The following is a 20,614-nucleotide window of genomic DNA, read 5'->3' as shown; positions in this document are numbered from 1 at the left end:
TCTTGACCACTGGAAACCTATCCACGTGAGGGCGTCTTTTGGAAATGCCCATGAAAAGAATTGGAGCTTTTATGAAGCGTCGTGGAATTGCAGGCGCGATCATTTGCGCTAGCGCGATTTTGATCTCTTCACTGACATCAACCGGAGCAATAGCAGCGTCAAAAGCCGCATTCCCGACTGGCCCGGTAAAACTGGTCATGTGGTGGTGGGGTGAACAAGAAGCGCCAGGTGCCAAGGTTTGGCTTGCGGAGACGATTAAGGCTTATAAAGTGAAACACCCAAATGTCACGATTCAGACTGTTCTGCAGACAACTGATGGATTGATCCCCGCCTTCGCGGCAGCTGCTGCTGCTAAGAAAGGCCCAGACCTTCAGTATTTCTGGGGCGGAATTTATGCGCAACAGCCAGGATGGGACGGACAGATTGCGGCGGTTTCAGATTACATTCCCGCCAAGGAATTGGCTCACTATATAAACGCAAATACTGAAGAGGCATTTCAAGGAAAGATTTGGACTGCTCCCTGGTATGTGAATCCATCATTCCCCGTTGTTGCACGCAAAGATGTATTTAGAAAATACGGGCTTACTGTTCCAACAACGTGGAGTGCTCTTCTTAAGTCATGCGATGTGCTCAGCGCTAAGGGCGTAACAACCTTTGCTGGAGGCATCAAAGATGGATGGTTCGGAGGTTGGCTCTACTCGATGCTTGGATCGCAGTCGGTTACATCGAGCAAAGATGTAATTGCTGCTGTACTCGGTACACAGAAATTTACGGATCCAATTCACGCTGCTTGGTGGACACGCTTGGAAGAGACTCAGAAGCACCACTGCTGGAATGCAGATATCAACTCCTTAGAGTTGTATCAAGCGCAACAGCTCTGGGTAAGTGGCAAAGCGGCTATGACCGTCGTTGCCGGCCCAGACACTCCTAACTTTGTTGCAAAAGTTGGAGCGTCAAAGGTGGTTGTCATGCCAATGCCAAAATGGGGAACTGGTCCCTTCGCAGGTAAACTCGGTACGACCTCCCAGACGATCGGTATAACCAAGTGGTCGAAGTACCCACAAGTTGCAGCTGATTTCCTCATGTTCTCGCATGAGAGCGCTCAATTGGATAACTGGTTTGCAAAGACAGGTTCAATGCCAGCCGATGATCGATTCAATGTCGCTGGCGTTGCAGATCCTGTGAAGAAGGCGCTCTTCACCAAAGTTCTTTCGGGTGGGCCATATTTGGAGAACTTCATTCCCGCTCAACTAGATACGGATGCGGTATTTGCAAATGCCCAACTCGTATTGAAGGGAACTCGGACGGGAGCTCAAGCGGCTGCAAATATGCAGTCAGTCATGGAGCGATTGCGCAAGACGGATCGCAACTTACTGAAGAACTTCACCGCCTGGGCTAAATGACCTCAGCCGCAACAACGGCATATCTCGCGTCCGCCCCTGATTCATCAGGGGCGGCGCGCGGTAGGCGTAGAGATTTTGGCCCGTGGCCATGGATCCTTCCGGCTGGCATCGGGATTCTCTTTATTTTTGGATATTCAGTTGTAGATCTTCTTCAACAGTCTTTCAAATATCGTGGTGACTGGGTGGGTTTCGATAATTTTCAATTAGTTGTCACTGACCCACTCTTTCAAACTGCAATATTTCATAACACCCTCTTACTTTTCACGGTACCGATTCTGGTTGCACTGGCATTGCTATTTGCAATCCTGCTCTTTGAAACTAGACGCGGAATGCGCTTTTATCGCAGTGCTGTCTTTCTGCCCTACCTGCTTCCGATCCCAGTTGTTGGGGTTGTATTCGGACAACTTCTACAACTCAATGGAGCGCTTAATGCGGGCCTTAAGTCGTTGGGACTTCAAAGTTTTGCTCTTGATTGGTTAGGCGATCCGAATCAAGCATTAGTGACCATGAGTGCAATTATTATTTGGAAAGAAGTGGGCTTTGGCACGATTCTGATTCTGGCAAGACTTATTTCGTTGCCGACAGAACTTCTCGAGGCGGCTCAGATCGATGGCGCTGGATTCTTTAAGAGACATCTGAAAATCACTATCCCTCAACTTCGATCCGTGATTCTTTTTTACGCAATCAATGAGGCCATTGTTATGGTCTCATGGGTATTCAATTATGTTTATGTCATGACCAATGGGCAGGGTGGTCCTGGCAACGCGACCATGGTCTCCGAACTCTACATCTATAGAAGTGCCTTCCAAAACCGAGCCCCTGAGTTGGCCGCCGCTGCGGCTGTCCTTCTTCTGATCTCAACGCTTTTCTTCATCGTAGGCTTCTTCAAACTCCAGAGCAGGGCACAATCGGGGATTTTTGATGAGTAAGAACAATCGTAAGAGTCCAGTTGTGGTGGTTGGAATCACTGCACGCCAATTAATTCAAATTCTCTTCACGGCCACCGCAATCGTGCCCGGATATCTTATGATTACCGCTTCTCTGAAGACCCAGGAAGAATTCCTCTCACACCCTTGGTCACTTCCGCTGCATCCGAGTTTTGCTGGTTACAAGGCTGCTTGGAATGATCAATTTCCTCGTTGGTTTACAAATAGTTTGATTGTCACGACTTCTTCCGTCGTCCTAACCGTTGCGATAGCAGCGATGGCAGCCTGGGGCTTTGCTCACTGGGTCTGGCGTGGTCGCGAGACAGTCTTGGGAATTCTGGTTTCGTTGATGGTGGTTCCTCCAGTTGTGCTGCTCATTCCGCTTTTCCGCTTCGGGGCGACACTCGGATGGATCTCGACCTTTCGGATTTTGATCATGATCTATGTCGGTCTCATGCTGCCATTCTCCGTCTATCTTTTGACTAATTTCTTCAGGGCAATTCCGGCCAGCATTATCGAAGCGGCAGAGATTGATGGGGCGTCGGATTTACGCACCTTTCGCTCAATAGTCCTGCCACTTTCGGGTCCACCATTAATCACCTTGACGGTTGTGAATCTACTGTGGGCTTGGAATGAGTTGCTACTTGCCCTTGTATTCTTGCAGAGCGACGAGAAGAAGACATTGATGGTTGGGATCACGGGGTTTCAAAATCGCTACTCTCTCTCGATTCCTACAATCATGGCGGGAATGACGATTGCCACGGTACCCCCACTTATTGCCTACCTATTTGGTCAACGTTATTTTGTTGCCGGGCTTACCTCTGGTTCTGTCAAAGGAGAGTGATGCCGACTAGCCTCACTCTTGCGAATGGCGATCTTGAAATTGTTGTATTGCCCGAATGTGGGGGAGCAATTAGTGAGGCCTCGTATAAAGGAATTCAATTTATGGCGCGTCCGCCAAGGCCTGCGGTTGGTCCAGTCGAGCTTGGTAATGAAGAGGATTGGGTTCGCGCATGGAATGGTGGATGGCAACCACTTCTACCGAATGCAGGAGGAGAACACAGAGAAGGAAAGTACCCGCAAGGATTTCATGGGAATGCTTCACAGTCTCCTTGGACGGTTGAGCAAGTATCGCCAGATGAAGTAATTCTTTCTTGGCAAGGCGAAGAGCTGAAAAGTACGCGCAAAGTAAAAATAATGAGCGATCAGATAACACTCTCCGGATTATTGGAGAATCTAAGTGATCTTCCCAGGGAGTTCATTCTCACTGAACATGTGATTTTCGGGGACTTACTTCTGTCGGAGAGCGTGACACTTGCTTTGAATGAAGAGGCGAAATTTATGGAATTAGACTACGACGGTTCCATAAACGGCGCACTTTTTAGACCGTGGCGTGAAATGGCGCGGAGCGATTGGTCCACCGTCACAAAAGATACGCCTGCCCGTCTTGGCCTCCTAGCCAATGTGGACTCATCAGGTGTCAGTATCGTTGGGGAAAATCTCACTGCCACACTTCTTTGGGACACGGAGACCCTTCCTTACGCGTGGATCTGGGAAGAAATGGGTGCTACGCAGGCAGACCCTTGGAACGGCCAGTACTTCTGTCTGGGCATCGAGCCTTCAACAGCTCCTCATGGAGCAGGTTTAGGGGAATCAATCAGGACAGGAACAGCCACCACTCTTGAGCCACATACAACTTTTCATTGGTGGGTAGCATTGAAACTTGCATCAACGAGCATGGGAGAGCGAAATGATTTCGTTTAAGGGACAACACGCAATCGTTACGGGTGGAGCAAACGGTATTGGCGGTGCGACGGCACAGTTATTGGCTGATCTTGGAGCTAAAGTTGCAATCTTTGACCGCGAGCCCGCGCAGACTTCGGAGAACATTACAAGCCATATTCTCGATCTTTCTGACCTAAAGGCTTGCGAAGAAGCCGTGTCGATGGTGAAGAAGATGTTTGGTTCGATAGAAGTGCTAGTCAATGTCGCGGGGGTCTCGATCCCTAATTTTCTCTCCGAGTTAGATGCAAGTTCTTATCAGAAAACCCTTGCGGTGAATCTCAACGCCCCCGTTTATCTTATGAAATTTGTCGGAAATGTCATGGCTGAAAAAGGGTACGGTCGAATCGTTAGCGTTACGAGTGTTCACTCGAAACAGAGCGAGCCTGCTTCTATCGCTTACGACATAACAAAAGCTGGATTGGAGGCAGCCACGCGCACTGCAGCGCTTGAATTGGCCGAGTCAGGCGTTCTTGTGAACGCCATCGCGCCAGGTTTTGTCATGACGCGAATGTCTGTCGTCGACGGAGTGGACGAGATCGAATCGGAATGGTTTAAGAATATTTATCTAGCGAATAAGCGTCTTCCATTGCAGAGAGCTGCCATGCCAATTGAGATCGCCAGAACAATTGCTTGGTTGGCGAGTGAGACAAATACGTACGTCACTGGTCAAACTCTTGTTGTCGACGGTGGATTGTCTTCGAGGTTCTAAATGTTGAAGGATCTCAGAACAGTTTTGACAGGGCTAGCTTTCCCTGAGGCGATGCGCTGGCATAACGGCGAGTTGTGGTTTTCAGATGTCCTGGCGGGCAAGGTATTTCGAGCAGATATTGATACGGGCAGATATTTTGAGGTTGTTTCCATTCCTCCTGTAGTGAGCGGATTAGGTTGGCTATCCAATGGGGATCTCCTTGCAGTTGACTGCGAAGCTCGCCAGGTTATTTCAATTGATTCTGCAGGCGCAAAGAAGGTTTATGTGGATTTGAGTGAGACGTGGCAATATCCCGCCAATGACATGTTGGTGGATGAAGACGGAACGGCGTGGATTGGAGGTTATGGGTTCAATCCCGAAACGGAGAGCCCAAAGGAGTCATTTCTAGCGCGGTATAAAGGCGGCGTACTGGATTTCCCGATTGATTCCTTAGTTTTTCCGAATGGGATGGCCCGATTAGATGCAAATCATCTTGTAGTCGCTGAGACTTTCGCGGATCGATTGACAATTATCGAAACCGACTCTCTTGGTGAAGTGAGAATTGCGAAGCGGATCACGTTGCCCGCGAACTCGACTCCTGATGGGCTCACTGTTGATGAAGAAGGAAATATTTGGGTTGCCTCTGCGTATGGCGAAGCAGTCTTGCTGGTGGATCCAGTCAGTGGTGTGGTAGAACGAGCAATCGAAATACGGGGTCGTGGTGTTTTTGACTGCGTGTTCGGCGGTACCGAATTAAGAACCCTCTTCATTGCGGTCTCAGATGTTGATGAGAGTAAGGCACTTGTTAATCTTCCAGGAGAGGTCCTGGCAATTTCCCTCGGGGTACGTGGTCGCCAATAAGTGTATGTTTCCTACTGTGAATGATGCCGAGTCAATCTCACTGGTTGGCAAGACCGCCCTTGTTACGGGCGCGGCAAGTGGGATCGGAAAAGCGTGCGCAATCACTCTGGCTGCTAATGGAGCCAGGGTGATTGCGGTAGATCGAGATGAGCCAGCACTTCATGAACTTCGCCAAGAGTGCAGTGCAGAAATTGTCATCGCCGACCTCACTACTCCGGAGAAATTCTTTCCTGATGATCTAGAGATAGATATCTTGGTCAACAATGCAGGCATCCAACATGTATCCCCGTTGGAGCAGTTTCCCATGGAGAAGGTCGACTTCATGTTTTCCTTGATGTTACGGACGCCGCTTTATCTGATTAAGAAATCCCTCCCTTATATGTATAAGAACAAATGGGGTCGGATCATTGGAATTTCGAGTGTTCATGGACACGTCGCATCTCCATATAAATCCGTCTACGTGACAGTGAAGCATGGCCTTGAGGGTCTTCATAAGGCAGTGAGTCTGGAAGCCGGTTCCTACGGAGTTACTGCAAACACTATTGCGCCGGCGTTTGTGCGAACCAATTTGATGGAAAAACAGATCGCCAGTCAGGCTACGCTGAACAACATTTCTGAAGAGCGTGTACTTGATGAGATTATGTTGGCGCCAGTCGCGATAAAGCGACTTGTTGAAGTCGAAGAAGTTGCAGCTATGGCCCTCTATTTGTGTGGTCCACATTCCGGATCCATCACCGGATCTTCGTTTTCTATTGATAATGGTTGGACCGCTAGATGACGCAAGCGGTTCAGATCTGGGCTCCTATAGAGCCCGAATCAACTTCCTATTCGAAATTTATCAAAGCGACTCATCACCTTCACGGTGGGTCGACAAGTGCAGATTTACAGAAATGGTCAGTGGGACACTCTGACGAATTCTGGTCTGCACTTTGGGATTTCTGCGAGGTGGTGGGTGAAAAGGGTGCACGAAGCCAGCCAACCGTTTCATTGCCTGACTCTCGTTTTTTTCCAGACGCGCAGATCAATCTTGCGGAGAATTTACTTGTCAGAACAGTTGGGGTGTCGACCGTCGATGAGAACGACCTAGAATGTTTAGGAATTGAATACTCTGGTGGTCAACTTAAGGAGATGGTTGGCAATCTTGTAACTTTTCTCAAAGGAAAAGGAGTCGAACCAGGCGATCGAATAGTTTCGATTTTGCCGATTGGTTTTGAAGTTCTCTCTTTTGCAATCGCTGGTTTTGAATTGGGAGCGGTTGTCGCGAGTGCATCGCCAGAATTCGGTGATGCGGCAATACTTTCTCGTTTTTCTCAACTCGAACCTAAAGTGCTCGTAGCGACAACTTCCTATTTATGGGCGGGCAAAGTCTTCGACCGCACCGAATTGATCTCTGCAGTTGCATCTGCAATTCCCTCTCTGGAGCTTTTGATCCTGGTGAATGGAAATGGCGAGGTTGCCGAAGTTGAGGCCATTCATTGGACGGATATCCCCCACTCAGTCGAACCTCTAACCTACACGCGACGATCTTTTGATCATCCGGCCTATGTGCTTTTTACCTCGGGGACAACGGGTGCACCCAAGGGTTTGATACATAGATCAGGCGGAGTGCTTCTCAAACATTTAGCCGAACAACGTCTTCACTGCGATATTCGAGAAGGTGATCGGGTCGCCTTCTATACGACTACAGGCTGGATGATGTGGAACTGGGAAATATCGGTTCTTGCATCGGGTGCGACGCTTGTTCTATTTGATGGCTCGCCCAGCTATCCCGATACACTTCAACTCTTTCGCTTGGCAAAGAATCAGAGAATCACTCACTTAGGTGTTTCTGCACGTTTACTTGATGTCATAAAAGAATCCAATCTTTCGCCTGCCGATATTGGCCCGTTCCCACATCTTCGATCGTTGATGGTCACTGGATCACCCCTTTCTGCGGATACCGCGCAGTGGATCAGCACCCAATTGGGATCGCGAGTCCATATATCCCCTTTCTCTGGCGGAACGGATTTAGTGGGCTGTTTTGTCGGACCCGATCCCCTAAAACCAGCGTACGCAGGGCAGATGCAGGGTCCGATTCTGGGGATGGATGTGGATGTGTGGGACGAGAACGGGGAAAGTTGCCCACCGGATGTCTTAGGCGAACTCGTATGTAAAAGACCGTTTCCTTCTGTTCCATTGGGGATTTGGGGGGATAAGAATGGCGAGAGATTCAAGTCAACTTACTTTGATACGTGGGATGGAATCTGGGTTCACGGAGATTTAGCCTCCTGGACCACACAAGGAGGCATCGTCATTCATGGGCGCTCTGATGCCACGCTCAATGTTTCGGGAGTGCGAATTGGTACTGGAGAAATTTATAGTGCCCTTGAAGGAATCGAAAGAGTTTCCAGCTCATTGGCTTTTACTCAGCCATGGGATGGTGACGAACGGATAGTTCTCTTGGCAGTACTTTCTGGAGGTATTAGCGATAGAGAAGATTTGAAAGCGCAAATAAAACGCAAAATTAGGAGTGCATGTTCACCAAGACATGTTCCAGGTGAAATTTACTTTGTCTCGGATTTACCACGGACGTTTAATGGCAAATTGGCAGAAGTGGCAGTTGCAGATTTAGCGCACGGACGGGCAGTGCGTAATCTCACTTCACTGGCCAATCCTGAGACATTGGATGAAATTTCCAAACTTCTAACCGCACCATCCACCAGTTGATAATGGGAGAACTATGAAAATCGAATCAGTAGACCTTTTCTATCTTCGCATGCCAGTTGTGCTAGATATCGGCGACGGAAGTCAGGATGGCCTGATATTTCGTATCCGTGCCGGAAGTTTCGAAGGATGGGGCGAAGCAGTTGCATCTCCTTTGACATCAATTGCGAGTTGGATTGCGCCGATGTCACATAGCGGTTGCCATCCAGTTATTGACTCTGTTCTGGGTGAGACCATCGATTCGCCCGCAGATATCGCACGTATTGCGCGAAAAGTTCGCACGCAGTCCTTCTATGGAATTATTCAGAGCGATCTCACATTCTCTGGAATCGAGATTGCACTCTGGGATCTCTTAGGAAAGGCAAAGGAGCTTCCGGTCTACCGACTTCTTGGCTATTCCACGAACGAAAAGAAACTTCCTTACGCCTCCGTCCTCTTTGGAGATACACCTGAGGCGACGGCCGAGAAGGCAAGATCCATGCGAAAAGCAGGTTTTTCTGCGATCAAATTTGGCTGGGGTCCGTTTGGCCGAGGAACCGTCGCAGATGACGAAGCACACATACTCTCGGCGAGAGAGGGAATCGGTGCGGACGCACATCTTATGATTGATGCGGGCACAATCTTCGATGAAGATGCCAACGCGGCAGCGCTGAGAATTCCCGCGCTCGCGCAGGCAAAGGTGACATGGTATGAAGAGCCAGTAAATGCCTACGCTATCTCCCTTTACAAGGAAATCTCGAAGATCAATCCCGAAGTAAAACTCGCCGGTGGCGAAGGCGCGCATAATGCAATGCAAGCTGAGGATCTCATTGATAATGGCGGTATCGGATTTATTCAGATCGACACTGGTTACATTGGTGGCATTGGACCTGCGTATCGGGTAGCGCAGTACGCGAAATCAAAAGGTGTTCAGTATGTAAATCACACTTTCACATCGCAGTCAGCTCTTGCTGCATCAATGCATCCGTTCGCGGGATTGAAGGATTCATGGATTGTTGAGTACCCAATGGAGCCGAAATTACTCTGCATTGAATTGAATAAGGACCGAATTGAGATGGGTGCTGACGGAATGATTTCTGTGCCAGAGCGTCCTGGACTGGGCATTGAATTCGATACGGATATTGTTAAAAAATATCTTCAGGATGTCGAAATCAAAGTCGAAGGAAAGGTTCTTTACAAGACCCCAACTGTTTAGGAGTTAATCAAATTCTTCCTTAACACGTCAAATCTCAGGTGAGACCACTTTCCGGAAGAAATGAACTCATATCCACGTTTGGTGTAAAAACCTGTGTGGTCTTCAGTCCATAGATGTAACGTTCTAATTCCGAGTGATGTGGCTTGCTCTTCCAGGGCTTCAAGGATCTTGGTTCCGTATCCTTGACCGCGAAGTTCTGGATGCACAATAAATGCAGCGACCCATGGAGTGAGACTTCGGTATTCCTCTAGGTCATCAAAGTCGGTCAGTGCGATTGTGCCAACTACTTTATTCCCACTCTTGGCGATGTAAATTAGTTCCTGGCCATCTCCGTGCCATGCATTGAAGTCAGCTGTTTTCGCTCGTTCATAGAAGTTGGTCCAGTCCTCTTCTGAGAAACCAGGAATGCTCTTGCTTCGCCATAATTTAAGGCTCCACTGCAGGACGAGCGCAGCACTTTCTGGAGTGTCGCGCATGGGGAGAAGGTCTATATTCATGTTAGGAGAAGGTTAATGTAGTTGCAAAGATATGTCAGGAGAGGGAATGAGCGAGCGAGAGAATCTCAATAGATGGCCGTCGAGACTCTTTGTTCTCGTTCAAGGAATCATTTTAGGTTTACTTCTTTTCACTCATTTGAACTTTGGTTGGTCCGTGAAGAGATTTTTCTGGCTTGGAACCACCTGTGAGTGGATTGGAATAGTCGGGATTCTGGCTGCAGGTCTTACCCTAAAAAGGTCACTAACTGCGATGCCCATTCCAAAGGCGGATGGAAAGATGGCCCGTCAAGGTCTATACCGATACGTGCGGCATCCGATGTATACGAGCGTGCTTCTCTTCTCTTTTGGTATTGCGCTCTACTACGGCAGTCTTTACAAATATCTTTTAGTTGGATCGCTCTTAGTCTTGTTCTATTTTAAGTCTTCGTATGAAGAGAGTTTTCTATCAGAGAAGTATCCGGATTATTCAAACTACGCAAGGGTCACTCCGCGCTTCCTGCCGAGGTTAAGACGGAAGCTGTAAAACCATTGGGTATTCTCCTTAAAAACGACCGCCACTGGTGGAATCCTGGCTCAGTCGTTGAGAGAAATAGATAGGTATGACGGAGAAAATGACTAGAGTGGCGGCCACAACATTAACAATTGGCGCTTGATTTGGCCGGAAAAGGTTGTTGTAAATCCATATAGGGAGGGTCTCGATTCCTGGTCCGGCGGTAAAAGTAGTTACAACGATTTCATCAAATGAGAGTCCAAAGGCAAGGAGCGCTCCCGCAAAGAGTGCGGAAGCTAAGTTAGGGAGCGTAATTAATCTGAAGGTCGTTATTCCGTTGGCTCCAAGATCCATGGATGCTTCTTGTAGCGAAGTCCCCATACGTTTGAGTCGGGCTAGTGCGTTGTTGTAAACCACCACAATACAGAAAGTCGCGTGACCGATAACAATTGTAAGGAGCCCCGTGGATATACCTAGTTGCTGATTGAAGGCGTTGCTAAGAGCGATACCGGTCACCACACCTGGAAGGGAGATAGGAAGGACGACCAATAGGGAGATCACCTCTTTACCGAAGAAGTCATATCGACTTACTGCGAACGCTAATGAGGTACCTAAAAGCAATGCAATTACCGTCGCCATAGAGCCCGCGGTAAAACTCCAAACCAATGCTTTCCTTACACCTGTGTTCTCGATGGCTTTACTCCACCATTGCGTTGTGAAACTTGTCGGTGGCCAGCTAAATGTTCGACTGCTATTGAAAGAGTTGATGATGACTACGGAAAGAGGTGCATAAATAAAGGCGAGACCAACACCCATGAGAGCCATGAGGGCGTATCTAGCTTTCGATGAGATTGTCATCTATAAACTCGCCAGTGCGCCTGTGCGTCGAACAAGCCAGAGGTAAAGAGCCATGATCGTCACTGGGATGGTGGCAATGGTGGCTGCGAAAGGTAGATTAATGCTGAAGTTTTGGTAGACCACGTTGCCGAGCATCTGTAGTTTGCCACCAATGATCTGTGCGGTGATGTAATCACCCAAACTTAATGAGAAAGTAAACATCGAGCCCGCGACGAGACTCGGGAAAATCAAAGGAAGAATCACTTTTCTGAAGGTGTAGAAATTGCGGGCACCTAGATCGCCCGATGCGTCTAATAGTGAATTCGGGAGTCTTTCGAGTCCAGCGTAGATGGGTAAAATCATGTAGGGCAACCAGAGGTAAGAAAGTCCAATGATGATTGCGGATCCACCAAAGCCGGGAGAGTGAATTCCGATCGGTCCAAACAGCCAATCTATGACGCCAGTGCCGGGTTCGAGCATGGAGCGCCAGGCGTAGATCTTGACCAAGTACGAAGCCCAGAGTGGCGTGAGGACGAGTGCGATCAGGATCTTCTGGTTCTTTGGCCTGGCAACTTTTGCCATGAAAAATGCCATTGGGATAGCGAAAATTGCGCAGATCAACGTCACAGAAATTGCTATGCCAAGAGTTCGCAGAACAACATTTCTGTAAGCCGGATCCGTTAGCATGTCTTGGAAATTACCCAAATTGAATTGCGCAACAACATTTCCAGTAAATGAATCAATCGTGAAGAACGCGGTAACAAGTAGAGCGCCAAGTGCTCCCAAGTAGGCCACCACTAACCAGAGTCCGGGTGCGGTAAGGAGAGCAAGGAGTCGCATTTTCGGACGCTTGTGCATCCACGTAGCTACTGAGTTACTCATCTCCCCTTCTTCCCCCAGTTATTGGCTTTTGTAAATGTTATGAATTCCTAAGAAATAATCGGGTGCGGGGCAGGTTGTACCCCGCACCCGATTAACTTCAAGCGTTACGCAGACTGGACCAAGCCTTAACCCACTCTGAGTATGGAACACACTTCACATCGGTGCGACCATCCAAGCAAGCTTCTGCCGCGGTATTCCAGTAGTAAACGTCATCCCAGTAGGCGGCGTCTGCTGCATGGTAAGTCGTGCAGAAGTTCGTATCGGATGTCAGGTCACATGCTTTGGCATTTGATGGAGCCTCGCCAAACCATTCAGCCACAGCAGCGTTAGCTTCTGGGGATGCAATGTGATCCATCCACATGTACGCGCAATTTGGATTCTTAGCTTCGCTGCTAATCATCCAAGTATCGGACCAGCCCGTGGAACCTTCAACTGGCTTGATACCTTCAACTTTGACACCTTCACTCTGTGCCAAGTTGATATTTACCTGCCAGGTTGTTCCAAGAACTGTTCCACCTGACTTGAGCGAGGCAACATGCTTTAAATAATCGCCCCAGTATTCGCCGATGAGAGGCTTCTGTACTTTGAGAAGTTCAACGGCAGCATCAAACTGCTTCTGATCCAAGGCGTATGGGTACTTGATACCAAGGTCTGGTTGGGTCTTCATCAAGTACAGGGCCGCATCGGCAATATAGATTGGTGAGTCATATGCCGTGATTTTTCCCGCATATGGTGAGTTTGCATCAAATACTGCACCCCATGAGGTTGGTGCGGGATTGACGATATCGGTGCGGTACGCGAGCAAGTTTGCGCCGCGGCCGTGTGGAATTCCGTAGGCAACGCCATCAACCGAGTTCCACTGTTGCATCTTCAGGCCTTCAAAGATGTCAGCGTAGTTAGGAGTCAAGTCCGTATTCACTGGTGCTACGTCGCCACCGTAAATCAAGCGGAGGGAAGCGTCGCCGGATGCGGAAACAACGTCGTATTCGCCCGTTTTCATGAGCGCAACCATGTCATCGGAAGTCGAACCAACTTTTACATTCACTTTGCAGCCGGTGTCTTTCTCGAATCCTGTTACCCAGTCAACTGCTGGGTCGTTGGAACCGTTCTCGACGTAACCTGCCCAAGCCACAATATTGACCTGACCCTCGCCGGCGCCAAGTGTCTTCATCATGGCGACCTCGGGAAGAGTCGTTTCTGATGCCTTCTTGTCGCTTGAACTACATCCGGCCAGGACTAGTGCAATCGCGGAAGCAACCGCGATCTGTGAAAACAGACGCTTTTTACGCATCTGTACCTCCCTCTATACAGCCCGCGCCCAGCGATTGAACGCGGTTCGCCTGGTGTTTCTTACTTCACCAGGAATTCTTTTTTGGATTCCCACGACAGGAGTACTTCATCTCCCACCGTGAGTTCCCCATCAAGCTCGGTCGAGATGATGGTTTCGCCAAGTTCGGTGTCGACCAGGTATCGGGTAGTAGCTCCAACGAATATCGCATCGTGCAACTTGCCCCTCACCGACCTGTCCCCGTGTTTTGTGATCTTGGAGACCGTGATGAACTCTGGGCGAATATTTATCTGCTTGCCGTTCATTGTAATTTTGTTTGTTTGCCCAACGAATTCTGAAACGAACGGACTTTGAGGGTTTTCGTAGACCTTTCGGGGCGTCCCCAGTTGTTCGATGTTACCTTGGTTGAAGACAGCGATGCGGTCACTCATTGTTAGTGCCTCTTCTTGGTCATGCGTGACAAAAACAAAAGTGATTCCAACTTCGCGTTGGAGGTCCTTCAATTCAATCTGCATTTGCTCACGCAATTTAAGATCCAATGCACCTAGTGGCTCATCTAGAAGCAGAACGGATGGACGATTCACTAGCGCTCTGGCAAGGGCAACTCTCTGGCGTTGACCACCCGATAATTCAGCCGGTTTCCGAGTTCCGTAACCAGCAAGTCGGACTTGATCGAGGGCTTGCTGCGCCCTAGCGACCCTTTCTTCCTTAGGCACACCCGCTACACGCAATCCATAACCGATATTAGAGATGACATCCATATGGGGGAAAAGGGCGTAATCTTGAAATACAGTGTTTACGTCCCGCTCATAAGGTGGCAATTGAGATACATCTTTGCCACCGAGTTCGATTGTCCCTGAATCGGGCTTTTCGAAACCGGCAATCATGCGTAAGACCGTGGTCTTTCCAGATCCCGAAGGCCCAAGAAGAGTGAGAAACTCTCCGGCGTAGATATCAAGATTTACACCATCGACGGCCTTTACGGTCCCGAACGATCGGGAGAGATTGCGAATCGAAACAATGACTGATGCAGGGTCGACCACGCTGATGAGCTCCAATGTTCCTTTGATATTGCTATTGGGGATGCAACCTACTTTACCCATCAATTGATAAAAAGAGTGAGTTTTCAGCATGAAAGAGCGTTCGCGGAGGGATTGAGTGGCCGGCGCGTAGGATCCAAGTATGGGGAAAGTGAGCATAACGTTTCTAGGCGCGACATCGACCGTTACGGGTAGCCGTTTTCTCGTCACAAGCGAAAAATCCAAAATTTTGGTGGACGCCGGACTCTTCCAGGGGCTAAAAGAAGTGCGGAAGAAGAATTGGGATCCTTTCCCAGTAGACCCGTCAAGTATCGATGCCATAGTTCTAAGCCATGCGCACTTGGATCATTGTGGGTATTTACCGCTGCTCGTGCGGCAAGGATTTAGAAATCAGATCTTCGCTACTGATTACACCATAAAATTGTCGGCCGTAATTCTTCGGGATTCGGCACACCTGCAGGTGGAGGATGCCGAATTTGCCTCAAAAAAGGGCTTTTCGAAACATGCGATCCCACTTCCGCTCTATGACAGCAATGATGTTGAAAAGACTCTCACTCACTTTTCGGTTGTGGAATTTAGAGCGAAGACTCGGATAACCCAAGATGCTGCGGTCACCTATTTCCCTTCCGGGCATATTCTTGGCTCAGCGTTTCTCCTCCTCGAAATTGACGGAAAGACTTTACTCTTTACGAGTGATATGGGACGCGAGAACCATCCCCTTCTTTCCTCGCCGGATAAACCACCACAGATTGCCCTAGATGCAGTCATTACCGAGTCGACATACGGTGATCGAGTCCACGAGACTCCCATAAATTCTTTCGCCGAAGAGATCAATTCTGCGATCAAACGCGGTGGATCCATTCTTATCCCGGCTTTTGCTGTAGACCGAACTGAAGTAATTTTGATGGCTCTTCGAGAATTAATTGCCAACGACTCAATTCCAAATATTCCAATTTACGTCGATTCTCCAATGGCGTTGACTGCACTGGATTATTACCGAGAGGCGGTTAGGAAGAACTCGCCGGAACTTCGAGAGGGTATGGCAGAGAGGTGGAGATCAGAGGATCCATTTAATCCGGGCGAGTTGAATCAGATGCGTACAACGGAACAATCGAAATCCCTCAATCAATTGGCCGAAACCAGCATGATTATTTCAGCCAGCGGGATGGGAACTGGTGGGAGGGTTGTTCATCACATGAAAAACATGCTCCCCGATTCAAGAAACACTGTCATCTTGGTGGGCTTTCAAGCGGCAGGTAGCCGTGGTCGCTCGCTGGAGGAAGGTAAACGCGAAATCAAGATTCACGGCAAATGGGTTCCAGTCCACGCTCACGTTGTGAAAGTGGAGAGTTTTTCTGTCCACGCCGACTCAGACGAACTCATTTCTTGGCTTAGAAATATCTCGCACCCGAAAGAGACCTTTGTTGTACATGGTGAACCTGATGCAGAAGATGTGTTGGCCGTGCGCCTGCGAGACGAATTGGGATGGAAGGCGACCATTCCAAAGAGTGGAGATGTATTTAGCGTTGGTTAGGATCGTCCAACGACTGGGGGCACGAATCTGCGCAATTCTGGAGTTGGTGCTTTGAGGAAATCAAAGTCGCATCCTTCATCGGCTTGGAGAACATGAGCTTGATATAGCGCTGGCCAACCACGCAAATGTGGGCTCACGGGCGGCACCCAGGCAGTCTTTCTCGCCTCAAGTTCCTCATCAGAAAGTCGTACGTGAAGAGTGCGATTCTGGACATCGAGTTCGATGATGTCGCCGTCTTGTATCAATCCCAGTGCTCCACCAACCGCACCTTCGGGGGCAACGTGAAGAACGCAGGTTCCAAAGGAAGTACCACTCATACGAGAATCTGTTACGCGAACCATGTCGACGACACCTTCTGTGGCAAGTTTCTTTGGGATTGGAATCATCCCCCATTCAGGCATTCCTGGAACACCTACAGCGCCGCAGCCAGAGAGAACAAGAACGCTCTCTTTTGTCACATCGAGATTGGGATCATCAATTCGTGATCGCATGTCTTCGTAGCCGGTAAAGATGACCGCGGGACCCGCGTGCGTCATGAGTTCATTTGAGGCGGCAGAGACTTTGATGACTGCCCCCTTGGGAGCAAGGTTGCCGAAGACGACGGAAAACGCACCAGTGGGTCGCATTGGATTATCAATTGCTCTAATTGCCTTATTAGATTCATCTCGTTTAGACATATGCTCACCGAGTGTTTTCCCCGTAAGTGTTTTTGCATCGAGTTCTAGTAACTCACGAAGTTCGTAGACGAGAGCAGGCAATCCCCCTGCCTTATGAAAATCTTGAATTAACCCCACACCAGAAGGTTCGACATCTGCAAGCACAGGAATGTTCTCTCCAAGTTTTGCGATGCTATCCAAAGTGAGTTCACCACCAATTCGACCGGAGATAGCTAATAGATGAATGAGAGCATTTGTAGAACCTCCGCAAGCATGAAGCACACGTATTGCATTTCGGAATGCTTGTGGCGTCATGATGTCTGAAGGAAGGATCTGCTCATTCACCATTTTTACGACTTCGCGACCCGACGCAAACGCCGCTGCTTTGCGAGATATATCGTCATTTGGAATGGTGGATGTGCCAGGAAGCGACATACCCAACGCTTCAATCATGAGAGCCACGGAAGAGGCCGTACCCATCGTGTTGCAGGAACCAAGTCCACAACTGAGGCATCCTTCAAATTCGCGCCACTCTTGCGCGGAAATCTTCTCAGATCGATAATCCGCCCACATGCGCCAGAGATCAGTGCCCGTGCCGATTCTCTTTCCTTTATACATCGCGGCGGGGCGAGCGCCCGCCGTAAACATAACAGTCGGAAGATTGGCGCTAGCAGCGCCCATAAGTGCTCCCGGAACGCTCTTGTCACAATTTGCTAGAAGTACTACTCCATCAAGTGGGTAAGAGCGAAGGTATTCTTCGATTTCCATTGAAAGAAGATTGCGATAAAGCATCGCTGAAGGTTTCATGAGATCTTCACCGAGCGACATAACTGAAAACACGATTGGAATGCCGCCGGCATCAATAATTCCTGCCTTAACGTCATCGATGTAGTCGCGTAGCGGAAGATTGCAGGGATTCAACTCACTAGATGAATCGGCGATTCCGATGATAGGGCGCTTGTTGTCGGGCTCGATCTTCAATCCAACCGATGCCATTACGACCCGATGCGACAGAGCTACTTCGTCATTGCCAGCAAACCACTCGTTACTTCTTAGGGTGTGTTTAAGCGACATTTAGATACCTTATCGATTGGATGGTCTTGGAATTCCTAGCCCAGTTGCACCAGGTTTGGATTGTGTAAAGGGCTTACCACTTCGTTTCAACCATTCGAGAGAAATTTCAGCACGACGGACTTTTTCACGGGCAAAAGCGATTGCGTCATTCTCAAGATGCATTCCAGAGGGATAAATTCCCCGCGAGTTTCGCAAACCGAATTTCACATAGAGTGGTGAAGAAACTTCAACGAGATCTGCAATTTCATTTCCGCGAACCACGCCGCCGAGACTGTCTGGTGCCTCGACGTAGAGGTCAAGGGGGAGATTTGTCGCCGCTCGCATTTCCGATAATTCATTCAATGTCAGGTCCGTAGGGAGATTGATTGTGTCTCCGCCGATAGATTCAAGTAGCTTGACGGTCGCCGGATTTGATGGTGCCTTCATGACGGAGACCTTGAAGATAGCGTCGCTTGGAACTTGCCCCTTTGCTCGAGCCTGTGACAGAACTTGAAGCAATCCAAGATCAGCGATAAGCATTCCGCGGATACCGCACTCGAATGCTCGCAGTGCATCTTCAACGGCGTATCGAAGTTGTCGCATTCCTCGAACAGATCCGCCGAGTGCGGCGCCTTCGGGTCCTCGGGACATTGCGCCCACTCCCCACTCTTCACGTGGTCCAATGAAGAGTGAAATTTCAAGACCGGCATCAAAAGCGATTTTCGACATTTCCCGTAATTCAGATTCTGTGTGCAACATGGCACCACTGCCTTGAGAGACGCGGTTGATTGTGATTCCACGTTTTCTGGCTTCATCAAGTGCGGCACTGAGTACCTTCGGCCCTTCAACAGAGGGGATTTCGATTCGGAATTCTGCGCCGTCCGGAAAGCGGATAGAACTGGCCGCTGGAAGAGTTTCAGGGTTGAACCCACCCAGTAGTGCGTCTGAGAGCATTGAATTATCCGTTCGGTATTGCCGAACGTTGTTCGGCAGTACTAGTATTCCCTATAGGCTTTCAATGTCAACGATTAAGTTGCGAAGAAGGGAGAGTCCCGTGGCCTTAGCCAAGCAGAAGCACCCATATACAGTAGAGAGCGTTAGTCGGGCTCTCACTCTCGTTGACCATATTGTTACTGCACCACATGAGGGTCTGACTCTGGCTCAGATAGTGCGCCTAACGGGCGCTTCAAAGGGTGCGACTCATGCGATGCTGCGAACCCTGGTCGACCACGGATATCTTAGAATCTCCGAACCCGGGCCGCGCTACCTGCCAGGTATGGCGCTCATTCGAATTGGCGATCTAGCGAGTGCCCGCGAGCCCTTGGCAGGAGTCTCGCGCGCTATCCTGACTGACCTGAGTCAGAAATCGGGGCTGACGGTGCGGATTGCGCAAAATGACAATGGTTACCCAATCTTCGTAGAGCGAATTGATGGTCCTGGAACCGTTCGGTTTTACACTTCTCTTGGGCTTCGCGAATTACCTCATGTGAGTTCCGTCGGTAAAGCCATATTGGCCGAACTCTCGGACGAGAGGATTCAGACGATTGCAGAAGAATCAGGGCTGGAAGCGCGAACTCCAAACACGATCACGACGATTTCACGACTAATGTCTGAGATTCAAGAAGTTCGACAACAGGGCTTTGCAGTAGACGATGAAGAGGATGCACAAGGAGTCTTCTGCGTTGGCGCTGCTTTCTTTGACCACTCCGGACAATGCGCTGGCGGCATCAGTACCACTGGAATCAAGATGGATCAATCTTTAGAAAGTGTTCAGAGATTAGGCGAACTGGTTCTGAGGCATGCTAACCAGATAACCGAAGCGCTCGGCGGAAAGAAGAGATTAAAGAGTGTCTCTCAATAATTTATTTGATGTAGATCTTGCCCGCTTTTTCAGTAACTTTATACTTTTTATTGCGGAAGACTTGGTCACATATGCACCGAGTGCGGACTTTGCGGCCTTTTCTAGAGAAAATCCAGAAAATGCCTCTGCTTTAGTAAGAAAAAAAGATGGCACAAGAGCGCCAACGAACGTGAGGAAATGGCGTCGGTCAAATTTGGACATTGGCAGAGGTTACTCCTCTTCCAGGTCGGGTTCGATGATTCCCTCCAACTTACGCTTCAAGTAAAAGATTACAGAAATAACAGCGATGAGAAATCCGATTGCCCAGTACTTGAGTACATGTTCGAGTTTGGCCAATTGATTTGAAAATTCATACCCAAGAAGTACAACTATTGTTGAAAAGACTATTCCGCCAGCGGCATTCCATTTGAGAAAAGTCCAGTATGGAACCCGGTTCATGCCCGCGAGTGCTGGAACAAGGGCACGTAAGAGGGCTTGCGCTCTTCCAAAAAAAATGGCTCCGCCGTGATACTTATCAAAGATGTGCTGAGCAAGCCGCCAACGTTTGGCTCCAACTAGTCTGCCCATCCGCGAGATTTCAATTTTCGGTCCAAAGTGTTTGCCCACCTCGTATCCCACGGAGTCGCCGGCAATTGCTCCAATAATTGCGCATAGAAGGAAGAGCCATAATGGCCACACTTCTTGATATGCCAGTACTCCACCGATGAGAAGTGATGTTTCTCCGGGTAGTACAAATCCAATGAAAGCTGCGGCTTCAGAAAAAGCCAGAAGAATAAGAAGCATGAAGAGTGGGACTTCTAGATTATTGGCTACGAGCCACTCGGCGACAGTTTGAATCCATTGGGACATGAGGGTAAGCCTATTGGCAGGCTCAATTTTTATCTTCAGGTCTTCCAATCACTTCAATCGAATTTT

Annotated in this window: 20 protein-coding genes; 12 read left to right on the top strand and 8 right to left on the bottom strand. The window is 49.0% G+C overall.

From position 1 onward, the window contains the following. Window positions 1-50 precede the first annotated feature (50 nt). Genes VMW30_02925 through VMW30_02885 form a run of 9 tightly spaced genes read left to right on the top strand, consistent with a single transcriptional unit; the run spans window position 51 to window position 9,561 of the window. Window positions 51-1,403, top strand: coding sequence for an ABC transporter substrate-binding protein (locus tag VMW30_02925; GenBank protein ID HUW87315.1), 1,353 nt, complete (start codon window positions 51-53; stop codon window positions 1,401-1,403). Then, the gene (locus tag VMW30_02920; GenBank protein HUW87314.1) at window positions 1,400-2,332 is read left to right on the top strand and encodes a sugar ABC transporter permease; all 933 of its coding nucleotides are present in this window, start codon (window positions 1,400-1,402) and stop codon (window positions 2,330-2,332) included. Before VMW30_02925 ends, VMW30_02920 begins: the two co-directional genes overlap by 4 nt. Beyond that, window positions 2,325-3,173, top strand: coding sequence for a carbohydrate ABC transporter permease (locus tag VMW30_02915; protein HUW87313.1), 849 nt, complete (start codon window positions 2,325-2,327; stop codon window positions 3,171-3,173). The genes VMW30_02920 and VMW30_02915 overlap by 8 nt, the downstream gene beginning before the upstream one ends. After that, window positions 3,173-4,093 carry a DUF4432 family protein gene (locus VMW30_02910; GenBank protein HUW87312.1) on the top strand — a complete coding sequence of 307 codons (921 nt, stop codon included), beginning with the start codon at window positions 3,173-3,175 and terminating at the stop codon, window positions 4,091-4,093. Before VMW30_02915 ends, VMW30_02910 begins: the two co-directional genes overlap by 1 nt. Next, window positions 4,080-4,823, top strand: coding sequence for an SDR family oxidoreductase (locus VMW30_02905; GenBank protein ID HUW87311.1), 744 nt, complete (start codon window positions 4,080-4,082; stop codon window positions 4,821-4,823). Before VMW30_02910 ends, VMW30_02905 begins: the two co-directional genes overlap by 14 nt. Next, the gene (locus tag VMW30_02900) at window positions 4,824-5,663 is read left to right on the top strand and encodes an SMP-30/gluconolactonase/LRE family protein (protein HUW87310.1); all 840 of its coding nucleotides are present in this window, start codon (window positions 4,824-4,826) and stop codon (window positions 5,661-5,663) included. A 16-nt stretch (window positions 5,664-5,679) separates the two neighbouring features. Then, window positions 5,680-6,441 (top strand): SDR family oxidoreductase, encoded by a 762-nt coding sequence (locus VMW30_02895; GenBank protein ID HUW87309.1) that lies wholly within the window; start codon window positions 5,680-5,682, stop codon window positions 6,439-6,441. Further along, window positions 6,438-8,369, top strand: coding sequence for an acetoacetate--CoA ligase (locus VMW30_02890; GenBank protein ID HUW87308.1), 1,932 nt, complete (start codon window positions 6,438-6,440; stop codon window positions 8,367-8,369). Before VMW30_02895 ends, VMW30_02890 begins: the two co-directional genes overlap by 4 nt. Window positions 8,370-8,382: 13 nt before the next feature. After that, window positions 8,383-9,561, top strand: coding sequence for a mandelate racemase/muconate lactonizing enzyme family protein (locus VMW30_02885; protein ID HUW87307.1), 1,179 nt, complete (start codon window positions 8,383-8,385; stop codon window positions 9,559-9,561). On the opposite strand, the gene VMW30_02880 is transcribed toward VMW30_02885, so the two are convergent. Then, window positions 9,558-10,058: a GNAT family N-acetyltransferase gene (locus VMW30_02880; protein HUW87306.1), complete on the bottom strand. Its 501-nt coding sequence runs from the start codon at window positions 10,056-10,058 to the stop codon at window positions 9,558-9,560. The two genes, VMW30_02885 and VMW30_02880, sit on opposite strands and share 4 nt — an antisense overlap. A 46-nt stretch (window positions 10,059-10,104) precedes the next feature. Here VMW30_02880 and VMW30_02875 point away from each other — a divergent pair, with 46 nt between their 5' ends. Next, window positions 10,105-10,581: an isoprenylcysteine carboxylmethyltransferase family protein gene (locus VMW30_02875; protein HUW87305.1), complete on the top strand. Its 477-nt coding sequence runs from the start codon at window positions 10,105-10,107 to the stop codon at window positions 10,579-10,581. A gap of 18 nt (window positions 10,582-10,599) precedes the next feature. On the opposite strand, the gene VMW30_02870 is transcribed toward VMW30_02875, so the two are convergent. The 4 genes from VMW30_02870 to VMW30_02855 form a co-directional block, all read right to left on the bottom strand. Next, on the bottom strand, window positions 10,600-11,406 hold the full coding sequence (locus tag VMW30_02870; GenBank protein HUW87304.1) for an ABC transporter permease: 807 nt from the start codon (window positions 11,404-11,406) through the stop codon (window positions 10,600-10,602). Further along, a complete protein-coding gene (locus tag VMW30_02865; GenBank protein HUW87303.1) occupies window positions 11,407-12,267 on the bottom strand; it encodes an ABC transporter permease in 861 nt (286 codons plus the stop codon). Between the two features lie 97 nt (window positions 12,268-12,364). After that, window positions 12,365-13,558 carry an ABC transporter substrate-binding protein gene (locus VMW30_02860; protein ID HUW87302.1) on the bottom strand — a complete coding sequence of 398 codons (1,194 nt, stop codon included), beginning with the start codon at window positions 13,556-13,558 and terminating at the stop codon, window positions 12,365-12,367. Window positions 13,559-13,617: 59 nt separating this feature from the next. Then, complete coding sequence (locus VMW30_02855; GenBank protein ID HUW87301.1) at window positions 13,618-14,658, bottom strand: ABC transporter ATP-binding protein; 1,041 nt, start codon at window positions 14,656-14,658, stop codon at window positions 13,618-13,620. Window positions 14,659-14,746: 88 nt separating this feature from the next. On the opposite strand from VMW30_02855, the gene VMW30_02850 reads away from it, so the two are divergent. Then, on the top strand, window positions 14,747-16,129 hold the full coding sequence (locus VMW30_02850) for an MBL fold metallo-hydrolase (GenBank protein ID HUW87300.1): 1,383 nt from the start codon (window positions 14,747-14,749) through the stop codon (window positions 16,127-16,129). On the opposite strand, the gene VMW30_02845 is transcribed toward VMW30_02850, so the two are convergent. Next, window positions 16,126-17,859, bottom strand: a complete 1,734-nt coding sequence (locus VMW30_02845) for a dihydroxy-acid dehydratase (protein HUW87299.1) — start codon at window positions 17,857-17,859, stop codon at window positions 16,126-16,128. The two genes, VMW30_02850 and VMW30_02845, sit on opposite strands and share 4 nt — an antisense overlap. A 9-nt stretch (window positions 17,860-17,868) precedes the next feature. Continuing rightward, the gene (locus tag VMW30_02840) at window positions 17,869-18,792 is read right to left on the bottom strand and encodes a U32 family peptidase (GenBank protein ID HUW87298.1); all 924 of its coding nucleotides are present in this window, start codon (window positions 18,790-18,792) and stop codon (window positions 17,869-17,871) included. Window positions 18,793-18,856: 64 nt separating this feature from the next. Here VMW30_02840 and VMW30_02835 point away from each other — a divergent pair, with 64 nt between their 5' ends. Beyond that, a complete protein-coding gene (locus tag VMW30_02835) occupies window positions 18,857-19,699 on the top strand; it encodes an IclR family transcriptional regulator (protein HUW87297.1) in 843 nt (280 codons plus the stop codon). A 210-nt stretch (window positions 19,700-19,909) separates the two neighbouring features. On the opposite strand, the gene VMW30_02830 is transcribed toward VMW30_02835, so the two are convergent. Continuing rightward, window positions 19,910-20,548 (bottom strand): DedA family protein, encoded by a 639-nt coding sequence (locus VMW30_02830; protein HUW87296.1) that lies wholly within the window; start codon window positions 20,546-20,548, stop codon window positions 19,910-19,912. Between the last annotated feature and the right edge of the window lie 66 nt (window positions 20,549-20,614).

The sequence above is a fragment of the Candidatus Paceibacterota bacterium genome (assembly GCA_035530615.1).
GTDB lineage: Bacteria > Actinomycetota > Actinomycetes > Nanopelagicales > Nanopelagicaceae > QYPT01.
The sequence above is the reverse complement of the archived record's forward strand: the minus strand, read 5'-3'. Positions and strand labels throughout refer to the sequence as shown.

What these genes read in the sequence shown, in the direction of transcription:
- VMW30_02925 (HUW87315.1), top strand. Translation starts at nt 51, where the DNA reads ATGAAAAGAATTGGAGCTTTTATGAAGCGTCGTGGAATTGCAGGCGCG.
- VMW30_02920 (HUW87314.1), top strand. Translation starts at nt 1,400, where the DNA reads ATGACCTCAGCCGCAACAACGGCATATCTCGCGTCCGCCCCTGATTCA.
- VMW30_02915 (HUW87313.1), top strand. Translation starts at nt 2,325, where the DNA reads ATGAGTAAGAACAATCGTAAGAGTCCAGTTGTGGTGGTTGGAATCACT.
- VMW30_02910 (HUW87312.1), top strand. Translation starts at nt 3,173, where the DNA reads ATGCCGACTAGCCTCACTCTTGCGAATGGCGATCTTGAAATTGTTGTA.
- VMW30_02905 (HUW87311.1), top strand. Translation starts at nt 4,080, where the DNA reads ATGATTTCGTTTAAGGGACAACACGCAATCGTTACGGGTGGAGCAAAC.
- VMW30_02900 (HUW87310.1), top strand. Translation starts at nt 4,824, where the DNA reads ATGTTGAAGGATCTCAGAACAGTTTTGACAGGGCTAGCTTTCCCTGAG.
- VMW30_02890 (HUW87308.1), top strand. Translation starts at nt 6,438, where the DNA reads ATGACGCAAGCGGTTCAGATCTGGGCTCCTATAGAGCCCGAATCAACT.
- VMW30_02885 (HUW87307.1), top strand. Translation starts at nt 8,383, where the DNA reads ATGAAAATCGAATCAGTAGACCTTTTCTATCTTCGCATGCCAGTTGTG.
- VMW30_02880 (HUW87306.1), bottom strand. Translation starts at nt 10,058, where the DNA reads ATGAATATAGACCTTCTCCCCATGCGCGACACTCCAGAAAGTGCTGCG.
- VMW30_02875 (HUW87305.1), top strand. Translation starts at nt 10,105, where the DNA reads ATGAGCGAGCGAGAGAATCTCAATAGATGGCCGTCGAGACTCTTTGTT.
- VMW30_02870 (HUW87304.1), bottom strand. Translation starts at nt 11,406, where the DNA reads ATGACAATCTCATCGAAAGCTAGATACGCCCTCATGGCTCTCATGGGT.
- VMW30_02865 (HUW87303.1), bottom strand. Translation starts at nt 12,267, where the DNA reads ATGAGTAACTCAGTAGCTACGTGGATGCACAAGCGTCCGAAAATGCGA.
- VMW30_02860 (HUW87302.1), bottom strand. Translation starts at nt 13,558, where the DNA reads ATGCGTAAAAAGCGTCTGTTTTCACAGATCGCGGTTGCTTCCGCGATT.
- VMW30_02855 (HUW87301.1), bottom strand. Translation starts at nt 14,658, where the DNA reads ATGGGTAAAGTAGGTTGCATCCCCAATAGCAATATCAAAGGAACATTG.
- VMW30_02845 (HUW87299.1), bottom strand. Translation starts at nt 17,859, where the DNA reads ATGTCGCTTAAACACACCCTAAGAAGTAACGAGTGGTTTGCTGGCAAT.
- VMW30_02840 (HUW87298.1), bottom strand. Translation starts at nt 18,792, where the DNA reads ATGCTCTCAGACGCACTACTGGGTGGGTTCAACCCTGAAACTCTTCCA.
- VMW30_02835 (HUW87297.1), top strand. Translation starts at nt 18,857, where the DNA reads ATGTCAACGATTAAGTTGCGAAGAAGGGAGAGTCCCGTGGCCTTAGCC.
- VMW30_02830 (HUW87296.1), bottom strand. Translation starts at nt 20,548, where the DNA reads ATGTCCCAATGGATTCAAACTGTCGCCGAGTGGCTCGTAGCCAATAAT.